This window comes from Micrococcus flavus (assembly GCF_014204815.1).
Classification (GTDB): Bacteria; Actinomycetota; Actinomycetes; order Actinomycetales; family Micrococcaceae; genus Micrococcus; species Micrococcus flavus.
Genome location: NZ_JACHMC010000001.1, coordinates 1,756,866 through 1,774,617 on the forward strand (window position 1 = coordinate 1,756,866; position 17,752 = coordinate 1,774,617).

Annotated in this window: 14 protein-coding genes; 5 read left to right on the forward strand and 9 right to left on the reverse strand. The window is 71.6% G+C overall.

What is annotated here, in order from left to right:
- Positions 1 to 13 precede the first annotated feature (13 nt).
- Entirely contained in the window at positions 14 to 1,303 is a 1,290-nt protein-coding gene (locus BJ976_RS08190) for an O-antigen ligase family protein (protein ID WP_135029057.1), read from the reverse strand.
- A gap of 130 nt (positions 1,304 to 1,433) precedes the next feature.
- Here BJ976_RS08190 and BJ976_RS08195 point away from each other — a divergent pair, with 130 nt between their 5' ends.
- On the forward strand, positions 1,434 to 2,867 hold the full coding sequence (locus BJ976_RS08195; protein ID WP_135029054.1) for a tyrosine-protein kinase domain-containing protein: 1,434 nt from the start codon (positions 1,434 to 1,436) through the stop codon (positions 2,865 to 2,867).
- Positions 2,868 to 2,942: 75 nt separating this feature from the next.
- Here the strand turns inward: BJ976_RS08195 and BJ976_RS08200 are convergent, their stop codons facing one another.
- Positions 2,943 to 3,506, reverse strand: a complete 564-nt coding sequence (locus BJ976_RS08200; protein ID WP_135029052.1) for a hypothetical protein — start codon at positions 3,504 to 3,506, stop codon at positions 2,943 to 2,945.
- A 305-nt stretch (positions 3,507 to 3,811) separates the two neighbouring features.
- Between BJ976_RS08200 and BJ976_RS08205 the strand changes: the two genes are divergently transcribed.
- Positions 3,812 to 4,699 (forward strand): nucleotidyltransferase family protein, encoded by an 888-nt coding sequence (locus tag BJ976_RS08205; RefSeq protein ID WP_135029050.1) that lies wholly within the window; start codon positions 3,812 to 3,814, stop codon positions 4,697 to 4,699.
- A complete protein-coding gene (locus tag BJ976_RS08210; RefSeq protein WP_135029048.1) occupies positions 4,689 to 5,021 on the forward strand; it encodes a PqqD family protein in 333 nt (110 codons plus the stop codon). The genes BJ976_RS08205 and BJ976_RS08210 overlap by 11 nt, the downstream gene beginning before the upstream one ends.
- A gap of 6 nt (positions 5,022 to 5,027) precedes the next feature.
- Here the strand turns inward: BJ976_RS08210 and mfd are convergent, their stop codons facing one another.
- Together mfd and BJ976_RS08220 are read right to left on the reverse strand one after the other, a co-directional pair.
- Positions 5,028 to 8,708, reverse strand: coding sequence for a transcription-repair coupling factor (gene mfd / locus BJ976_RS08215; protein ID WP_135029045.1), 3,681 nt, complete (start codon positions 8,706 to 8,708; stop codon positions 5,028 to 5,030).
- Positions 8,705 to 9,784: a MauE/DoxX family redox-associated membrane protein gene (locus BJ976_RS08220; RefSeq protein ID WP_135029043.1), complete on the reverse strand. Its 1,080-nt coding sequence runs from the start codon at positions 9,782 to 9,784 to the stop codon at positions 8,705 to 8,707. The genes mfd and BJ976_RS08220 overlap by 4 nt, the downstream gene beginning before the upstream one ends.
- Before the next feature lie 223 nt (positions 9,785 to 10,007).
- Between BJ976_RS08220 and BJ976_RS08225 the strand changes: the two genes are divergently transcribed.
- Positions 10,008 to 10,514, forward strand: a complete 507-nt coding sequence (locus BJ976_RS08225; protein WP_135029041.1) for a DUF2505 domain-containing protein — start codon at positions 10,008 to 10,010, stop codon at positions 10,512 to 10,514.
- 79 nt (positions 10,515 to 10,593) lie between these two features.
- Here BJ976_RS08225 and pth read toward each other — a convergent pair whose 3' ends face one another.
- From pth to rfbB, 4 genes are all read right to left on the reverse strand, one after another.
- Entirely contained in the window at positions 10,594 to 11,169 is a 576-nt protein-coding gene (pth, locus tag BJ976_RS08230) for an aminoacyl-tRNA hydrolase (protein WP_135029038.1), read from the reverse strand.
- 6 nt (positions 11,170 to 11,175) lie between these two features.
- Positions 11,176 to 11,847, reverse strand: a complete 672-nt coding sequence (locus BJ976_RS08235; protein WP_135029036.1) for a 50S ribosomal protein L25/general stress protein Ctc — start codon at positions 11,845 to 11,847, stop codon at positions 11,176 to 11,178.
- Between the two features lie 168 nt (positions 11,848 to 12,015).
- A complete protein-coding gene (locus BJ976_RS08240) occupies positions 12,016 to 13,428 on the reverse strand; it encodes a sugar nucleotide-binding protein (RefSeq protein WP_135029034.1) in 1,413 nt (470 codons plus the stop codon).
- Positions 13,429 to 13,441: 13 nt separating this feature from the next.
- Positions 13,442 to 14,437 (reverse strand): dTDP-glucose 4,6-dehydratase, encoded by a 996-nt coding sequence (rfbB, locus tag BJ976_RS08245; RefSeq protein ID WP_135029032.1) that lies wholly within the window; start codon positions 14,435 to 14,437, stop codon positions 13,442 to 13,444.
- Positions 14,438 to 15,465: 1,028 nt separating this feature from the next.
- Here rfbB and BJ976_RS08250 point away from each other — a divergent pair.
- Positions 15,466 to 16,296: an alpha-1,2-fucosyltransferase gene (locus BJ976_RS08250; protein WP_239286754.1), complete on the forward strand. Its 831-nt coding sequence runs from the start codon at positions 15,466 to 15,468 to the stop codon at positions 16,294 to 16,296.
- A 46-nt stretch (positions 16,297 to 16,342) separates the two neighbouring features.
- Here the strand turns inward: BJ976_RS08250 and BJ976_RS08255 are convergent, their stop codons facing one another.
- Positions 16,343 to 17,449 carry a glycosyltransferase family 4 protein gene (locus BJ976_RS08255; RefSeq protein ID WP_135029026.1) on the reverse strand — a complete coding sequence of 369 codons (1,107 nt, stop codon included), beginning with the start codon at positions 17,447 to 17,449 and terminating at the stop codon, positions 16,343 to 16,345.
- Positions 17,450 to 17,752: the final 303 nt, after the last annotated feature.

Below are 17,752 nucleotides of genomic sequence, written 5' to 3' on the forward strand. Positions count from 1 at the left end.
CCAGGCCTGCCGCTCAGGCGAAGCGGGCCCGGGCCTGCTCCAGGATCTGCTCCCGGCGGCGGTCCGTGATCTGCTCCTCGGCCGCCGTCTCCGCCTCGGTGAGGGCCAGTCCGACGCCCGCCGCCAGGATCAACATGCTGGGGATCGTCACGAACACCTCGCCCAGCTGGGTGGCGGTCACCAGCACGACCACGGCGGCCGCCTCCACGGCCACGCGCGGCGGGGTGCGCAGCCGGCCGCTGGTCAGGCGCAGGCCATACACCGCGTAGGCCAGCAGCATGGCGCCGAAGAGGATGGCCCCGCCCTCCACGTAGAGGCCCGCGTACGAGTTGTGGAAGAGCCACGAGCTGCCGTCCTCGTCGAGGGTCACATGGGCCTCCGTCAGGCCGCGGCCCGTCCAGGGGGTGCCCTCCACCTTGAGGGCGGTGGCGTCATGGATGCGGCCGCGGAACCAGTCGGTGCCATCCCGGTCTGAGAAGATCCCGATGCGGGCGAGGTTGTCCTCCGCGTACGCCACGGCCCAGCCGAGGGCCAGGAGGAGTCCGATGCGCAGGACCGGACCCAGCCGCGGGGTCAGCCAGACCCACACCACGGCGCACGCGAAGGCCGCCATGGACGTGCGGGAGCCGGTGAGGAAGAGGCACACCGCCGCCGCGAGGAGCACCAGGAGCCGCCGCTGGGGCGTGCGGATGTAGGGCAGCGCCAGCACGGGGATGGCGGCGTAGTACAGGCCGGCCACGTTCTTGTCCGCGAGGAAGCCGGTGAGGAAGCCCCCGTAGGGGGCGGGCACCAGGCCCAGGTAGAACAGGGGCACATTCACCGCCATGGCGGTCAGCAGCCCCACCAGCACGGAGCGCAAGGACAGGCGTCGGCCCGCGAAGCACCCCACCAGCGCGGTGAGGGCGGCCATGCGCACCAGTCGGCGGAGCCAGTCGGCGTCCGGGATGCCCTGGGCCAGGGAGAGGCCGGCCAGGTACAGGAGCACCCCACCGGCCAGCAGTGCCGTCACCCCCAGGCGGGAGGTGTCCCGCGCGCTGCGGCGGAGGATCGCCAGCCCCAGCAGCGTCATCATGGCGGCCTCGTTGACCGGCACGGAGAACGGGCCGAGCGGCAGGGGGTAGACCTCCAGGGCCAGCAGGAAGCCCAGCACGAGCTCGGGCAGCCGCAGGGGGTGCCGTTCGAGGGCCCCCGTGCTCCACGCAGAGACCCCGCGGGAGAGCTCGTGGGCGTGATTGGTGCGCTCGGCCATCACCTCCCGGTAGCGGGGGTCCTCGACGCGCGGGCCGGAGAGGCTCCTGGCCATGGTGTGCTCCCTCCTGACGGCGGCGCCGCGGCGGACGGACACCGGGCTGTGTCCAGCCTAGTGGAGACCCGTTCCTGTGCCCTGACCGATAGAGTGCAGTCAGCGTCCGTCCCCCGACTTCAGGGATCCCATGAACCTCCTCGACTTCCTGCGCGTGCTGCGCAACAACAAGCTGCTCCTGCTGGGCGGGATCGTCCTCGGCGTGGTGGCCGGCCTTGTCTACTCCCTGCTGCAGCCCACGCTGTACACGGCCACCTCCACGGGGTTCGTGACAGTCCAGGGGGAGGCGAGCATCTCCGGCACGGAGACGGCGCAGACCCGGGCGCAGTCCTATGTCCCGCTGATCAACAGCCGCACCGTGCGTGAGCGCATCTCCCAGGGCGGGGTGGACACCGCCGGCGCGAGCCTCAGCGCCGCCCTGGTCCCCGGCTCGAACCTCATCACGGTCTCGGCGATCGCCCCGGACGCCCAGCAGGCCGCCGCCCTGGCCAACACGGCCCTGGTGGCCACCGCTGACGTGGCCAACGGGCTGGACCCCGCATCCAATGTCAAGGTCACGGCCATGGAGGACGCCCTGCCCCCGCAGGCGCCCTCCAGCCCGGACCACCTGCGCAACGCTCTGATCGGCGGGTCCATCGGGCTCCTGGCCGCCCTCGCCGCAGCCTTCCTGCGGCGCCTCCTGGACGTGAACGTGCGCACCACCACGGATGCCACCCAGGCCTCCGGCGCCGGCCTGCTCGGGGCCATCCCGCAGGACAAGACGATGACCGCCGAGCGCACCGACCGGCTTGGGGATCCGTCCCCGCGCGCCGCGGAGGCCGTGCGCCAGCTGCGCACCAACCTGCGTTTCGCGGCGGTGGATGATCCGCCCCGCGTGGTCATGGTGACCAGCTCCAACCCGGGCGAGGGCAAGTCCACCGTGATCGGCAGTCTGGCCCAGGCTGTCGCGGCCTCGGGTCAGCCGGTCATCCTGATCGACGCCGACCTCCGCCGCCCGCGCCAGGCCGGCCAGTTCGGCGTGGACGGCCGCGTGGGGCTCTCCGAGGTGCTCAGCGGGGACGTGTTCCTCGCGGACGCCCTGATCACCCTCGAGGACGGCCTCGTGCTGCTGCCGGCCGGGCGCACGCCCCCGAACCCGTCCGAGCAGCTCGGCTCGTCCCGGATGAGGGAGCTCCTCGAGGCCCTCTCGGAGACGCACATGATCCTGGTGGACGCCCCGCCGGTGCTGCCGGTGACGGACTCCACGCTGCTGGCCAACGCGGTGGACGGCACCATCCTGGTGGTGCGCCACGGCACGACGCGCAAGGAGCACGTGGAGGTGGCGAGGGACATGCTGGCCCGGGTGCACGCCCGCGTGCTCGGTGTGGTGCTCAACGGCGTCCCCGCCTCGGGCGTGGGGAGCGACTACTACGGCGGCGGTCTCGGATCCCATGAAGACGAGTACCACGCCTACTACCGCGCCCCCGCAGAATCGCGGAAGGCGGAGGCTCCGCTCGACGGCGCCGGCACGGACGCGGCAGCCGAGGCCCGGGGCAGCACCGTCGCCGAGGAACGACGCGGCTGAGCGTCCGCGCCGGGCGTACAGACGAAGGGGCCCCGCCGTGTGACGGCGGGGCCCTTCGTCATCGGGAACTGAGGATCAGCAGCCGGCGTCCGGCGGCGTGGTGCCGAAGCACTGCTTCAGGTCGACGACGCCGTCGTTGCACAGGTCCGCACCCTCGGGAGCGGTAGGGGTCAGCGCGAGCGCCAGCTTGGCCAGGACGCAACCGGCCTCCTTGGCGGAGTTGCCGGTGATGTTGACCACGTAGTAGTAGGTCTTGGACTCACCCGGCTGCAGGAGCAGCTCCTCGTCCATCGCCTTGAGGCGCACCGCGTCCTTGCAGGCGGGATTCTTGTCGTAGAGGCGGGCCTCGCCTTTCTTATCCTTGCTCTTCTCGAAGTCAACGGTCACGGTGCCGGGGTTGACGTACACAGCGATCGGGGAGTCGTTGGTGATCGTCACCTCGAAGCCGTAGCCGTGCTTGATGCCGTCGGGGCCACTGCCACCGGGGAACTTGACCGCGGTGCCCGGCACGGCCGAGACGCAGCCGGTGGGCGAGGCCGCGGCGAAGGGGGCGGCGGCCACGGCGGCCACGGCGGGCACGGACCACGCGATGCCGGCGGTCACCTTGCGACGGGAGAGGGTGGAGGTGTTCTTCTGCATGGCTTCACTCGTTTCGAGTCGAGATGTGGCTTTCGCGCCCGAACGGGGTCACGCGAGTGGACGGAGCACCGCGGCTTACTCGGTGAGCATCGGCTGTGGAACTCTCCAGGTGAGTGTAGACGGGCCGCAGAGCTCATTGCCAGCCCTCTCGAACATTCCTGGCGGGCGCGCCGCGACATGGCCCCCGGGGCCATGCGGATCTCATGCCACCGGTCCGTGAATTCACCCGAAGTTCACCCTCGCCCAACAATGTATCAAGCACAGTCGACAACAGGGTCTTCTTTCGGTCGACTAAGCTCGCGGCCATGGGCGAACGAGCGACGGGACCGCGACCGGCCGCCCCGCCGTCCCTGGACCTCGAGGTCCGCGTCCGCCTCGCCCACGCCCGCATCACGCATCTGCTGGACCGAGCCGGCATCCGGGGCCTGCACCTCAAGGGCTATGCCACCGAGCCCGGCGTCTACCCCGAGCACCGCCGCAGTTCGGACGTGGACCTGCTGGTCCATCCGGCCGATGCCGCCGCCGTCATCGCACTCCTGCGCTCCCACGGCTGGGAACCGGTCGCCACCTTCTCGGAGGGGTCGATCTTCCAGCACGCGGCCACGCTCTGGCACGACCAGCTGGGATATGTGGACGTGCATCGGCTCTTCCCCGGCCTCGGCGCGTCCCCCGAGGCGGCCTTCGACGCCCTGTGGAGCGAGCACGTCCACCTCGTGATCGCCGGCCGGCCCGTTCCGGTGCCGAGCCCGCGCCATCAGCGGCTCGTCGTGATCGTCCACGCGGCCCGCGACCCGTATCGCGGCGCGCACGACGTCCGGCACATCCGGGAGTCCCTCCCCGCCGAGAGCTGGGCAGCCCTGCGCGAGGAAGCCCACCGGCTGGACGCGGGCGCGGCCTGGCACGTCGCCACGGGCGAGGCCGCCGACGGCGTCGACACCCGGCAGCTGACCCTCTTCGCGGCGCTGCACGAGAGCCAGAGCGGTCTCGAGCTGTTCCGCACCCGGTGGCAGTCGACCGCCACGGCGCGGGAGCGGGCCGTCCTCGTGGCCCGCACGATCCCGGTCAACCGCCCCCATCTGCAGATGCGCCTGGGCCGGCCTGTCACGCGCGCGGACCTGTGGCGCGAGCAGCGCGCCCGGCTCGGCGCACTCGCCGGCTGGGCCTGGACGAAGGCGGTGCGCCGTGACCGTTGAGACCACCGAGGGCTGGGCCCTCGCCCCCGACATCGCGTGGGCCCGCACCGCCGGCGGCCAGGCCGCCGTCATGACGCTCGAGGCCGGTCAGCCGCTGCTGTTGAGCGCCTCGGGCGACGTGATCTGGGACATCCTCGTGGGCGGCCGCACGCCGGAGGACGACCTGGTCGCGGATCCACCGGCGCCGCTGTCGACGACGGACGTCACGGTCCAGGTGGCGGAGGCGTTCGGCCTCGCCCCCGCCGACGTCGCGGCCGACGTCCACGCGTTCCTCGAGATGCTCGAGGCGCACGGCGTCCTCGTCCGCATGACGACGGCCTGACCTGTCTCAGCCCTCCGGCGCGAAGATCGCCTGCACCACCTGGTCCGCCCACGCGAGCAGCGGGGCGTCCACGAGATCCTGGCCCATGACCGGCTTGGTCTTGGGCCGCGGGATGAGCACGGCGTTGAGCGCCGGCTTGACCTGGGCGCCCTTGTACATGCGCTGCAGGCGCATCTGGCGGGACTCCGGCAGGTCGTCAGCAGGGCCGAACTTCACGTTCTGCCCCAGCAGCATGACCTCCGTGACCCCGGCCGCGCGGGCGCGGTTGCGGAACCGGGCCACGGCCACGAGGGCCTGCACCGGCTCCGGCAGCGGCCCGTAGCGGTCCTGCATCTCCTCCACCACGGCGTCCACGGCGGCGTCGTCCACGGCCGTGGCCAGGGCCCGGTACATCTCCAGGCGCAGCCGCTCCCCCGGCACGTAGTCGTGCGGCAGGTGGGCGTTGACGGGCAGCTCCACCTTGACCTCGGCGGGCGCGGTGTCCTCCTCGCCCTTGAAGTCGGCCACGGCCTCGCCCACCATGCGCAGGTACAGGTCGAAGCCCACGCCGGCGATGTGCCCGGACTGCTCGCCGCCGAGCAGGTTGCCGGCGCCGCGGATCTCGAGGTCCTTCATGGCCAGCTGCAGACCCGCGCCGAGCTCGTTGTGCTGGGCCACGGCCTTGAGCCGCTCCATGGCCACCTCGCCCAGGGGCCTCTGCGGGTCGTAGAGGAAGTAGGCGTAGGCGCGCTCGCGTCCGCGGCCCACGCGGCCGCGCAGCTGGTGCAGCTGGGACAGGCCGTAGCGGTGCGCGTCCTCCACGATCAGGGTGTTCGCGTTGGCGATGTCCAGGCCGGTCTCGATGATGGTGGTGGACACCAGCACGTCGAAGCGCCGCTCCCAGAAGTCCACCATGATCTGCTCGAGCCGGGCCTCGCCCATCTTGCCGTGGGCGACGGCGATCCGCGCCTCCGGCACCAGCTCGGCGATGCGCTTGGCCACCTTGTCGATGGTGGTCACGCGGTTGTGCACGTAGAACACCTGGCCCTCGCGCATGAGCTCGCGGCGGATGGCGGCGGTGACCTGCTGGTCCGTGTACGGGCCCACGGAGGTGAGCACGGGGTGGCGCTCCTCGGGCGCGGTGGCCAGCGTGGAGGTCTCGCGGATGCCGGTGAGGGACATCTCCAGGGTGCGCGGGATGGGCGTGGCGGACATGGCGAGCACGTCCACGTTGGTGCGCATCTTCTTCAGCGCCTCCTTGTGCTCCACGCCGAAGCGCTGCTCCTCGTCCACGATCACGAGGCCCAGGTCCTTGAACTGGACCTCCTGGGAGAGCAGGCGATGGGTGCCGACGATCACGTCCACCTCGCCGGAGGCCAGGCCCTCGACGACCTCCTTGGACTCCTTGACGGTCTGGAAGCGGGAGAGCGCGGCCACGGTCACGGGGAAGCCGGCGAACCGGTCCGTGAAGGTCTGGTGGTGCTGGCGGGCGAGCAGCGTCGTCGGGACCAGGACCGCTACCTGCTTGCCGTCCTGCACGGCCTTGAACGCGGCGCGGACGGCCACCTCGGTCTTGCCGAAGCCCACGTCCCCGGAGACCAGGCGGTCCATGGGGACGGTGGCCTCCATGTCCCTCTTGACCTCCTCGATGGTGGTCAGCTGGTCCGGGGTCTCGATGTACGGGAAGGCCTCCTCCAGCTCGGCCTGCCAGGGGGTGTCCGGGGCGAAGGAGTGGCCCCGCGAGGCCATGCGGGCGGAGTAGAGGCGGATGAGCTCGCCGGCGATCTCCTTGGTGGCGCGCTTGGCCTTGGACTTGGTCTGCGCCCAGTCCGAGCCGCCCATCTTGGACAGCACGGGGCTCTCCCCGCCCACGTACTGCGAGATCAGGTCCAGCTGGTCCGTGGGCACGAACAGCCGGTCCCCGGGAGCGCCGCGCTTGGACGGTGCGTACTCGAGCACCAGGTACTCGCGGTAGGACTCCTCCTCGCCCGGGCGTCGGCGGGGGCCGCCGGCCACGGGGCGGCGCTGCAGCTCCACGAACCGGGCGATCCCGTGCTGGGAGTGCACCACGTGGTCCCCCGGCTGCAGGGCCAGCGGGTCCACGGCGTTGCGCCGCTTGCGGGCCAGCGGCGCCCCGGCCGCGCGGGTGCCCGCGGTGCGGTGCCGGCCGAACAGGTCCTGCTCGGTGACCACGGCCAGCTTCTGCGCGGGGTCCACGAACCCGGTCCCGACGGCGGCGGTCGCCACGCGCACCCGGCCCGGCGCCGGGTCCGCGTCCACGGGGCCGGTCAGGACGGAGGCGGTGAGGCCGGCGTCGGCGTGGAGCTCGGCGAGGCGGCGGGCCGAGCCGGGCCCGTCCGTCAGCAGCACCACGGACCAGCCGTCCTCGAGCCGGCCGCGGGTGAAGCGGACCATCGCGTCCATGTCGCCGCCGAAGGTGGTGGGCGAGCCCAGCCCGGAACGCAGGGTGGCGGCGTCGGGGAGGAGCTCGTCGTCCGGGGAGAGCGCGGTGGTGGACCAGTGGCCCTGGCCGCGCTGGAGCGCGGCCTCCCGCAGCTCGGTGAGGGTGAGGAAGCCGCCCGCGGCGGACTGGTCCTCGGCGCCGAGGTCCACGGGGGCATCCGCGCCCTGAGCGGCGCCGGCCCACGCGGCGGCCAGGAACTCCTGGTTGGTGGTGAGCAGGTCGTCCGCGCGGTGGCGGATCCGCTCGGGCTCCACGAGGACCGTCAGCGACCCCTCGGGGAGCAGCTCCACCAGCGAGGTCATGCCGTCCGCGAGCAGCGGGGAGAGGGACTCCATGCCCTCCACGGCCACGCCCTCGGCGAGGCGCTCGAGCATGTCCGCCGCGCCCGGCAGACGGGCGGCCAGGGCGCGGGCGCGCTCGCGCACGGAGTCGCTCAGCAGCAGCTCCCGGCACGGCGGCGCGTACAGCTCGGTGGGGTGGCCGGTGCCGTCCTCGGTGGTGTCCTGCAGGGAGCGCTGGTCCGCCACGGAGAACCAGCGCATCTGCTCCACCTCGTCCCCGAAGAACTCGATGCGCACGGGGTGGGCGGCGGTGGGCGGGAACACGTCGATCAGCCCGCCGCGCACCGCGAACTCCCCGCGCCGGGACACCATGTCCACGCGGGCATAGGCGGCGTCGGCCAGGGCCTGGACCACGGCGTCGAAGTCGCGCTCCTCCCCCACCGCCAGCCGCACGGGCGCCAGCTCGCCCAGGCCCGCGACCATCGGCTGCAGCACGGAGCGCACGGGGGCGACGACGACGCGCAGCGGCGCCCGCCCCTCCTCGCCCGGGTGCGCCAGGCGGCGCAGCACGGCCAGGCGGGCGCCCACGGTGTCCGAGCGCGGCGAGAGGCGCTCGTGCGGCAGGGTCTCCCACGAGGGGAACAGGGCCACCCGGTCCGGGTCCGTCCAGGCGGCGAGGTCGGCCAGCAGGTCCTCGGCCTCGCGCGAGGTGGCGGTCACCGCGAGCACCGCGGCGCCCGGCCCGTGACCGGTGGACACCGCGTCCGCGAGCAGGGCGAACAGCGGAGCGCGGGCGCCGTCCGGCAGGCCCACCTCTAGCTCGGCGCCGCGGGCGGTCAGCGCGCGGCCGGCGGAGGCGGCGGCCGCCTCGAGGGCGTGGTCGCGGGCCACCACGGGCAGCAGCGGCGCGAGCACGGGCACCGTCCCCTCGGCGGTCGCGGGGGCGGGGGCGGGAGCGCTCACGGGCGGTGTCCTCCATGGTCGTGATCGGTCTGCGCGGCGGGGAGCTCGGCGGCCATGATCTCGGCGATCTCGTCGAGGAACTCCAGGACGGCGTCCGCGCCGAAGACCGGGCCGCCGGCGGTGAGGCGGTCCGTGCCGAGCAGGACGGCGCTGGGGAAGGAGCTCAGGCCGAGTCCCTGGCACGCCCCCGCCCCGGGGTCCTCCAGCACCAGCTCCGCGGGGATCTGCCCCAGGTGCGGGGCATGCTCCGCGGCGGTGCCGTAGCGGGGCACCAGCACGCGGGGCCGGACCGGACCGAGCCGGTCCACGTAGTCGGGCAGCTGCGCGATCACGGAGGAGCACGAGCCGCAGCCGGGCGAGAGGCGCAGGGCCACCACGGCACCCTCGGCCACGACGTCGTGGAGGGACCGGTACGAGGAGTCCGAGACCACCACGGCGGCGGGGAACGGACGACGCTCGGGCTCGTCACCGCCCTCCGGGGCGGCGGGCGCACCCGCCACGGGGGCCGTCGCGGCGGCGGGCGCACCGGCGTCGAACGGGTCGGGGTCGTCCGCCGGCGGCACCGACTCGCGCCCCACGAGGAACGCGGCCGCGGCCAGCAGCAGGGCCACCAGGAGCGCCCACGCCCACGCGCCGGAGCCGAACGCGGTCAGCGGGACCCAGGCCACGGCGTCGTGCGTGAGGAAGGAGACGATCCCCTCGACCAGGGCGAGCACGGCCAGGGCGAGGAAGAGCACGTTGCGCACGATCGTCCAGCGGGAGATCGGGGCCGCCGAGGCCTCGCCGAAGCACCCGCACGAGACGCCGTCGTCCTTGGCGCGCACCACGAGCACCAGGAACGCCGTGAACAGGGCCACCGCGGCGGCCCCCACGAGCGGGCGCAGCGCCGGGAAGGGCAGCAGGAGGGCCAGGCCGAGCAGCAGCTCGAGCCAGGGGAACGCCCGAGCGAGCCACGGCGCGGCCAGCGCACGGGGCACCTTCAGGCGGGTGAAGACGGCCCCCACGTCCTCGCGGGAGCGCAGCTTCGCGGCGCCGCTGAGGAGCATGATCAGGGCCACGGCCCAGAGAGCGGACATGGTTCACGCGCCTTTCGGAAGCGGACAGCGGGCGGCGCCCCGGGCCGGCGGGGACAGGGGCGGCGACGCCGCGGCACGGCCCGGCGGCGGGCCACCGTCCAGCATATAGGCTGGGGATCCGTGCCCCCGGGCGGGCCCCGTCACCCCCTGACACCCGGCACCGCCCGCCGGCACGGCGCGTCGCGAGCCTGCGCCGCGCCGCCCGTCCCCCTCAGGAGTGACCATGGCCTTCAGCGCCCAGCAGACCATCCCGCACCCCCCGGCCGCCGTGGCCGAGGCCCTCTTCTCCGAGGACTTCCACCGCTCCGTGGCCGAGTCCCTCGGCGGCTCCCTCGTCAGCTTCACCCGCACCGGTGAGGGCGACGGCGAGGTGACCCTCACCATCGTCCGGCAGGGCCCCACGGACCGCCTGCCGGAGATGGCCCGCAAGATCGTGGGCGGCAACGCCCGGATCGAGCAGGTCGAGCGCTGGTCGGCCGCCGCCACGGACGGCTCCCGCACCGGCACCACCACCATCACCGTGCCCGCCGCGAAGGCCACCGCGGAGGGGACCCTGCGCCTGGCCGCCGTGCCCGCCGGCACGGAGTACGCCGTGGACGGCGACCTGCAGGTGAAGATCCCGCTGGTGGGCTCCAAGGTCGCCCAGAAGGCCGAGCCGATGGTGGGCAAGGTCGTGGCCCGCGCCGGCCGCGAGGTGTCCGCCTGGATCGAGCGCGGGGGCCGGGCCTGACCCTGCCGGGCACCACCGACGCGGGCCCGCCGACCTCCCGCCGGGAGCGGCGGGCCCGCGAGGCCGCCCCGGGGCAACGTCAGGAGTTGAACCGCTGCTGGGCGGCCTCGAGGCCGTCGGTCACGAGGGCCTCCACGGCGTCCGCGGCGCGGTCCACGTGGAGGGGCAGCAAGTCCTGCTCGGCCTTGGTGAACGGCTTGAGCACGAAGTCGGCCACGTCCATGCGGCCGGGCGGGCGGCCGATGCCGGCGCGCACGCGGAAGTAGTCCTTGGTCCCCAGGGACGCGGTGATGGACTTGAGCCCGTTGTGGCCGCCCTCTCCCCCGCCGCGCTTGAGCCGCAGGGTGTCGAAGGGGATGTCCAGCTCGTCGTGGACCACCACGAGGTCCTCCGGGCCGACGTCGTAGAACTTCGCCAGGGCGGAGACCGGGCGCCCGGAGGTGTTCATGTACCCCGTGGACATCGCCAGGACCACGCGGGGCCCGCCGATGCCGAGCCGGCCGGTGGCCACCACGGCGCCGGCCTTGTGGCGGGTGAACCCGCCCCCCATGCGGGAGGCGAGCTCACCCACCACCATCTGGCCGATGTTGTGGCGGGTGCGCTCGTACTCGGGCCCGGGATTCCCGAGCCCGACGACGAGCGTGGTCCCCGCCATGGCCGATCAGTCCTCGGAGCCCTCGGCGTCGGACTCGGCGGCCTCGCCGGAGCCCTCGCCCTCGGCGGCCTCGGTCTCCTCGCCCTCGGCGGCCTGCTCCTCCTGGGTGGAGGTGTCGCCCAGGTCCTGCTCCACGACCTCGGAGACGGTGGCGATGACGATGTCGTCCTCGAGCTGCAGGACGACACCGGCGGGCAGCTGCACGTCGGTGGCGTACACGTGCTGGCCCGGCTCGCGGCCCTCGATGGAGATGGTGACCGACTCGGGCAGGTGGGTGGCCTCGGCCTCGACCGGCACGGTGGCGTAGTCCAGCACATAGGTGGTGTCCACCTCGGTGGACAGCTCGCCCTCCACCTCGACCGGGACGTCCACGACGACCTTCTCGCCGCGGCGGACCTCGATCAGGTCCAGGTGCTCGACGGTCTGCTTCAGCGGGTGGCGCTGGATCTCCTTGGGGAGCACCATGTGGTCCTCGCCGGCCTCGTTCACCACGTGCATCAGGGCGTTGGGGTTGCGGACGGCCAGGGTGGTCTCCTGGGCCGGCAGCAGCAGGTGGATGGGGTCGGCGCCATGGCCGTAGACGACCGCGGGGATCATGCCGGCGCGGCGGGCCTGGCGGGCGGCGCCCTTGCCGAAGTCGGTGCGGCGGATGACCTTGATCTTGAACTCGTCAGACATTCTCGTCCTCCTCTGGTGCTCGGCCGCCTCCCCGGGCGGGGCGGCGGGTGTGGCCAGGAAGGGTCTGGAGAGCCGCGCGCGGAGCTGGGCTCACGCGGACGCGGCGGCCTCGTCGATCACGGAGCGTGCACTCCCTCGCCTGGGCAACCCGGACAGGATATCACCGGCTCAGGACAGGTGGTCTCGCAGGCGTCCACGCTGGTCCGGGGCGGTGTAGCCGACGGCGGCCAGGGGCCCGAGGTCGAGGGCGCTGTTGGTCGGCCGCGGGGCCACGCCCTCCTTGCCGGCCAGGTACGCCGCGGTGGTCGTGGCGGAGACGCGCCCGGCGTCGTGGCCGGTGTCCTCGAAGACCCACCGGGCGACGTCGTGCCAGGTGACCACGTCGCCACTGTTGGTCATGTGGAACGTGCCCGTGGGCACGTCCGTGGTGACCAGGTGCAGCAGGGCGTCGGCGAGGTCGTCGGCGAAGGTGAGGCGGCCGTGCTGGTCGGCGACGACGGCCGGGTCGATCCCGCGCTCGGCGAGGGAGGCCATGGTGGCCACGAAGTTCTTCCCCTCCCCGATCACCCAGGAGGTGCGGACGATCCAGTGCCGCGGCACGGTGCGCACCGCGGCCTCACCGGCGGCCTTCGACTGGCCGTAGACGCCCAGTGGCGCGAGCGGGTGGTCCACCGGGTGCTCCTGCCCCACGGGGAGGGTGCCGTCGAACACGTAGTCCGTGGAGACGTGGGCCAGGGGGACGCCGGCCTCGGCGCAGCGGCGGGCGAGCTCGGCGACGGCGGTCGCGTTGACGGCCCAGGCCTGGGCCCGGCCCTCGGGCGTCTCGGCAGCGTCCACCGCGGTCATGGCGGACGCGTTGACCACGGCGCGCAGGCCGCGGAAGTGCTCCCGCGGCCATGAGGCCGGGTCGGTCATGTCCCAGGTGTCCCGGCCGTGGGCCTGCACCGGGATGCCCGCCGCCTCGGCCCGGGCCACGAGGGCGCGGCCGAGCTGCCCGCCGGCGCCGAGCACGAGGATCGGCGCGGGCGGCATGGGGGTGACGTCCGCGAGCATCGGGTGGGCGCGGTCCTTGTCCGAGAGCTCGGCGTCCTCGAGCGGGATGGGCCAGGCGATGGCCGCCGTCGGGTCCGCGAGGTTGAGGAACGTGTACTGGCCCTGCGCGTCGGCGGACCAGTGGTCGTTCACCAGGTAGGTGTAGGCGGTGTCCGGCTCGAGCGTCTGGTAGGAGTTGCCCACCCCGCGCGGCACGAAGACGGCCTTCTCCGGGCCGAGCTCCACGGTGGCGACGGCGCCGAAGGACGGCCCTTCGCGCAGGTCCACCCAGGCGCCGAAGATCCGGCCGTGGGCGACGGCCACGTACTTGTCCCACGGCTCGGCGTGGATGCCGCGGGTGGTGCCGACGGCGTCGTTGAAGGAGATGTTGTTCTGCACCGGGGCGAGCGAGGCCAGGCGGGGGTGCTCGGCGGCGAGGGCGCGGATCTTCTCCCCCTGCCAGTTCTCCTTGAACCAGCCGCGGTTGTCCCCGTGGACGTCGAGGTCGAGGACGAGCAGGCCGGGGATGGCGGTCTCGGTGATCTGCATCAGCGGTGCCTCCTCACTGACCGAAGGCACGGTACTTCGCCTCGACGGCGTCCTTGGCCGGGCGCCACCAGGCCTCGTTGTCGCGGTACCAGCGGACGGTGTCCGCCAGGCCGGCCCGGATGTCCGTGAACTGCGGCTCCCAGCCGAGCTCGGTGCGCAGCGCGGTGTTGTCGATCGCGTAGCGCAGGTCGTGGCCGGGGCGGTCGGCCACGAGGTCGTAGTCGTCCGCGGGGCGGTCGAAGAGCTCGAGGAGGATCTCCACGATCTCCTTGTTGCTCCTCTCGCCGTCCGAGCCGATCAGGTACGTGCGACCGATCTCGCCGCGTTCGAGGATGCGCAGCACGGCCGAGGAGTGGTCCTCTGTGTGGATCCAGTCCCGGACGTTGACGCCCTGGCCGTAGAGGCGGGGGCGGACGCCGTCGATCAGGTTGGTGATCTGGCGCGGGATGAACTTCTCGATGTGCTGGTACGGCCCGTAGTTGTTGGAGCAGTTGCTCAGCGTGGCCTGCACTCCGAAGGAGCGGACCCACGCGCGCACCAGGTGGTCCGAGCCGGCCTTCGAGGCCGAGTAGGGGCTGGAGGGGTTGTACGGGGTGGTCTCGGTGAACTTCGCCGGGTCGTCGAGCTCGAGGTCGCCGTAGACCTCGTCCGTGGACACGTGGTGGAAGCGCTTGCCGTGCTTGCGGACCGCTTCCAGGAGGACGAAGGTTCCGACGATGTTCGTCTGGATGAACGGGGAGGGATCGTTCAGCGAATTGTCATTGTGGGACTCCGCCGCGTAGTGCACGACGGCGTCCGACTCGGCGACCAGGCGGTCCACCAGGGCCGCGTCGCAGATGTCCCCCACCTCGAGAGTGACGCGACCCTCGGGCAGGCCGGCGAGGTTCTCCCGGTTGCCGGCGTAGGTGAGCTTGTCCAGGACGACGACGTCGTGCCGGGTCTCGCGCACGACGTGATGGACGAAGTTCGAGCCGATGAACCCGGCGCCGCCGGTGACGAGGATGCGCATGATGACAGGATACTGAGTGGTCCGTTCAATATCGTGTCCAGGGCGACCTGCGGCGGGCAATCGGCTCGCTTAAGCCCCGACCCATGCGCCTTCGCATCCTCCTCGCCAACGGCGGCATGGCCTACCCCGGCGGTACCCAAGCCTGGATCCGCCAGATGCACCGCCCCCCTCTCACGAGACCACGAGGTACACCTCTACTCGGGCGACGGCATAGAAAACGCGATAGCGCCGTTTGACGCCGGTGCCAGGTACGACATTGGGCTGATCAACCACTGGACGAGCATGCAGGCTCTGCGGCACGCACGGATCGAAAAGCGGATCTTCACGAGCCACGGCGTCATCCCTGACGAGGAGATCCCCGTTCTCGGTGCAGATGCCTACGTCTCTGTCTCTGGGACGGCACTGCCCGAACTGCCGCGCCGTGTCGCATTCGTGTCCAATCGCCAGGGGACAGCGCGGGGAGATCATCGAAGCAGCGTGCACGCTGGCAGGGTTGGGACTCCGCGTCGTCGGCAATAAGACTGCAGTGGCCGATCCCCAGCAGGTATACCAATGGGCAGACTTCGTCGTGGCATCGCGCGGGTCACCGTGGAGGCGCTGGCGGGGGACGCAATGTGCTCTGCTTTGACTATAAGGGCTTCCGTGGAATGGCGACTGAAGAGAATCTCTCCTAACTGCGGAGGCCCAACTTCGGAGGACATGTGGCCGGCACGTGGCCGACACCGCAGCACGTGGCCAGGGTTCTTCGGACTGAATATGACCCTGCCAGGAACCTCCGGGCCGCAATGAGGGAAGAGCATTCGGCGGACCACCTCGCGCAGAGGTACGTTTGCCTGGCCGAAGCCATCTTGAAAAGTTGCGTCGCAGCAGCCATCCGCAAGGGCCATCGACAGCTAGGTTGCCCGAAGGTTTTTCGTCTGATGGGCTGTCTTGGATGAACGCGCCTGTGCACGGGTAGACATGCCAGCCGCCGACGCGGGTTTCGCAGGTCACTTGGACGCCGGCTCGATAGCATTCGGACTGTGAACATGCTCCGGCACGCAAAGTCCTCCGTCTTGCGCCTGGTCCGTCACGGACGCCCCGTCGCGTGGGTGCCCGACTGGATGAACCTCGGCAACCTGCTGTACATGGGCAAGTGGGCCTACGACGATCGCGACGCTGGGCGTCGGGTGCTCCTGCATCCAAAGCATGAGAAGACGGTCGGGCTGTTCCCGGACCTTCGCGAGGGATTGTTCATCACCCCCGAGGAGGTGCGGTTCACGGATCAGCGGGTCATGCCGTGGTCCGGCCAGCAGGACGCGCCCCGCAATGAGTTCACCGATCCCGAGCCAGACGCGCAGTTCATCGAAGATCTACTGCTCCATGGAAGCCCGCTCACCGAAGACGTCCCCGGCATCGATGACTCGATAGTTGTGAACGTCCGTCGGGGTGACTACTACTCGGTTCCCGAATACAACGCTGAGTACGGGATGAATCAGAGGGAGTACGTCCGGGCCGCTGTCGCGGCGTCTGTTGCCGATGGTGGCCGTCCCGATCGAATCATCGTCATCTCGGACGGCATGACATGGTGCCGCGAACACCTTTCTGGCGTCCTTGACCCGATCGCCACGACGCTCTACCAGGACGGCGACGTCGCTCACGATCTTCGACATCTGATCCACGCGCGCCGATTGGTCCTGCCGAATTCGACTTTTTCCTATTGGGGCGGATACATCGGCGACGTCGCCCACCCTGGTCGGGAGGTGACCGCGCCCTGGTTCTTCTCGCGCGCTCAGGACGGAGGCATGGCCACCCAGCTCCGCCACCACTGGCGTCGGATCGATGACATACCTGGCGGGTGGGGCCCCACCGGTCCGTGACCCCGGATGCAGGCACGTGGCCTCCCCCGCCCACCCCGGCGTGTGCCTAGGCGGCGGCGCCCGTGCCGGGACGCGCCCATCCCCGCCGTCGTATGGCCGCGTCGACCTGACACCACATCTCGTCGTAGGTGAACCGCTCGGAGACGAGCGCTGCGGCGTTGCGGCCCAGCTGACGGCGTCTGACCGGATCCGCATCCAGTGTGGTCAGCGCATCACGCCAGCCTTCGACGTCGCCGGGCTGGACGAACACTGCTGTCTCGTCCGTGAAGTACTCCCGCATGGCCGGGGTGTCGGTGAGGACGAGACAGGCCCCGGTTCCTGCAGCCTCAAGCGCCACGGTCTGACCGGTGGGATAGGCCTGGACGTGAGTCGGGATCGTCACTACCGAGGCCGTCGCCATCAGTTGCCGATATTCCGCGAACGGCACCCTTCCGTGGAACTTCACCTCGGGCGGCAGCGTCTCGCGCTGGACGTGCCCTCCGCCGGTGTACAGGTCCAAAGACAACCCCGAGCCGTTCATCGCGGCGATCAAGGTGCCGAAGTCCCTCCCGCGGTCGGCCCCCACGGAGACGATCCCGTACCTACGAGCATCATTGGACACCGGGAACTGTCCAGGGTCGTAGCCGAAGGTGACGGCCTCGATTCGCGCCGCATCGAACCCCGCCTCCACCAGGATCTCCACCTGGTTCCGTGACAGGACGAGAATCAGATCCACCCCGCTGTAAGAAGTGACCACGGCTGTTCGCTGCGCAGGGGACATCCGTTGGAGCTCATCTGCCAGCCAGCACGCGATCATGACGAGTGGCCTTCCGGCGTAGGGCATCATCCCTCGACGCTTAGCCCAGGAGGCGGAGAGCGCCTCTTTTTCCAGGAAGGCGAGCACCAGGTCCGAGCGCCATGCTTTGCGGACAGACCGGAGAGTCTTGTCCATCGGCCGACCGGAGCGGTGCTCCACGACATCGCGGAGCTTCCGGTGAACACGCGTCCGTGCCGGCTCGACTTCCATGAGGTCGTAGCCGAACTGGCTGAGCCGATCAATCCCGTAAGGGCCGTCCGCTGCCCGACCGGAGGTGAGGACCAGGCAACGGGTGTACACGGGCGCCTCCCGAATGGCATCGCGGATGGAGAACGATTCCTCGACGCTCCCCCGCATGGGAGCATCCGCGAGGAACTCGCTTCAGCGTACCCGGCCCTGTCCGACCTAGGATGGACCCTACGCCGACCACCTGACCGAGGAGTTGACTCACTCGTGGCCCTCCATGTCGGGCTCTACGGTCCCTGGAGTACCGACGACCCCCGGGCATGGTCCGGTGTCGTGGCACCCATGGCAGCCGCGCTCCGTGAGCGATTCGGCGTGACCGTGTTCCCTCCGGTCGCTCAGCCGGATGCAACCGGCGAGCGGCTCCGCACCCGCCTCCGCGGCATGAGGGGACGGCGCAGTCTCCCCACCCACACC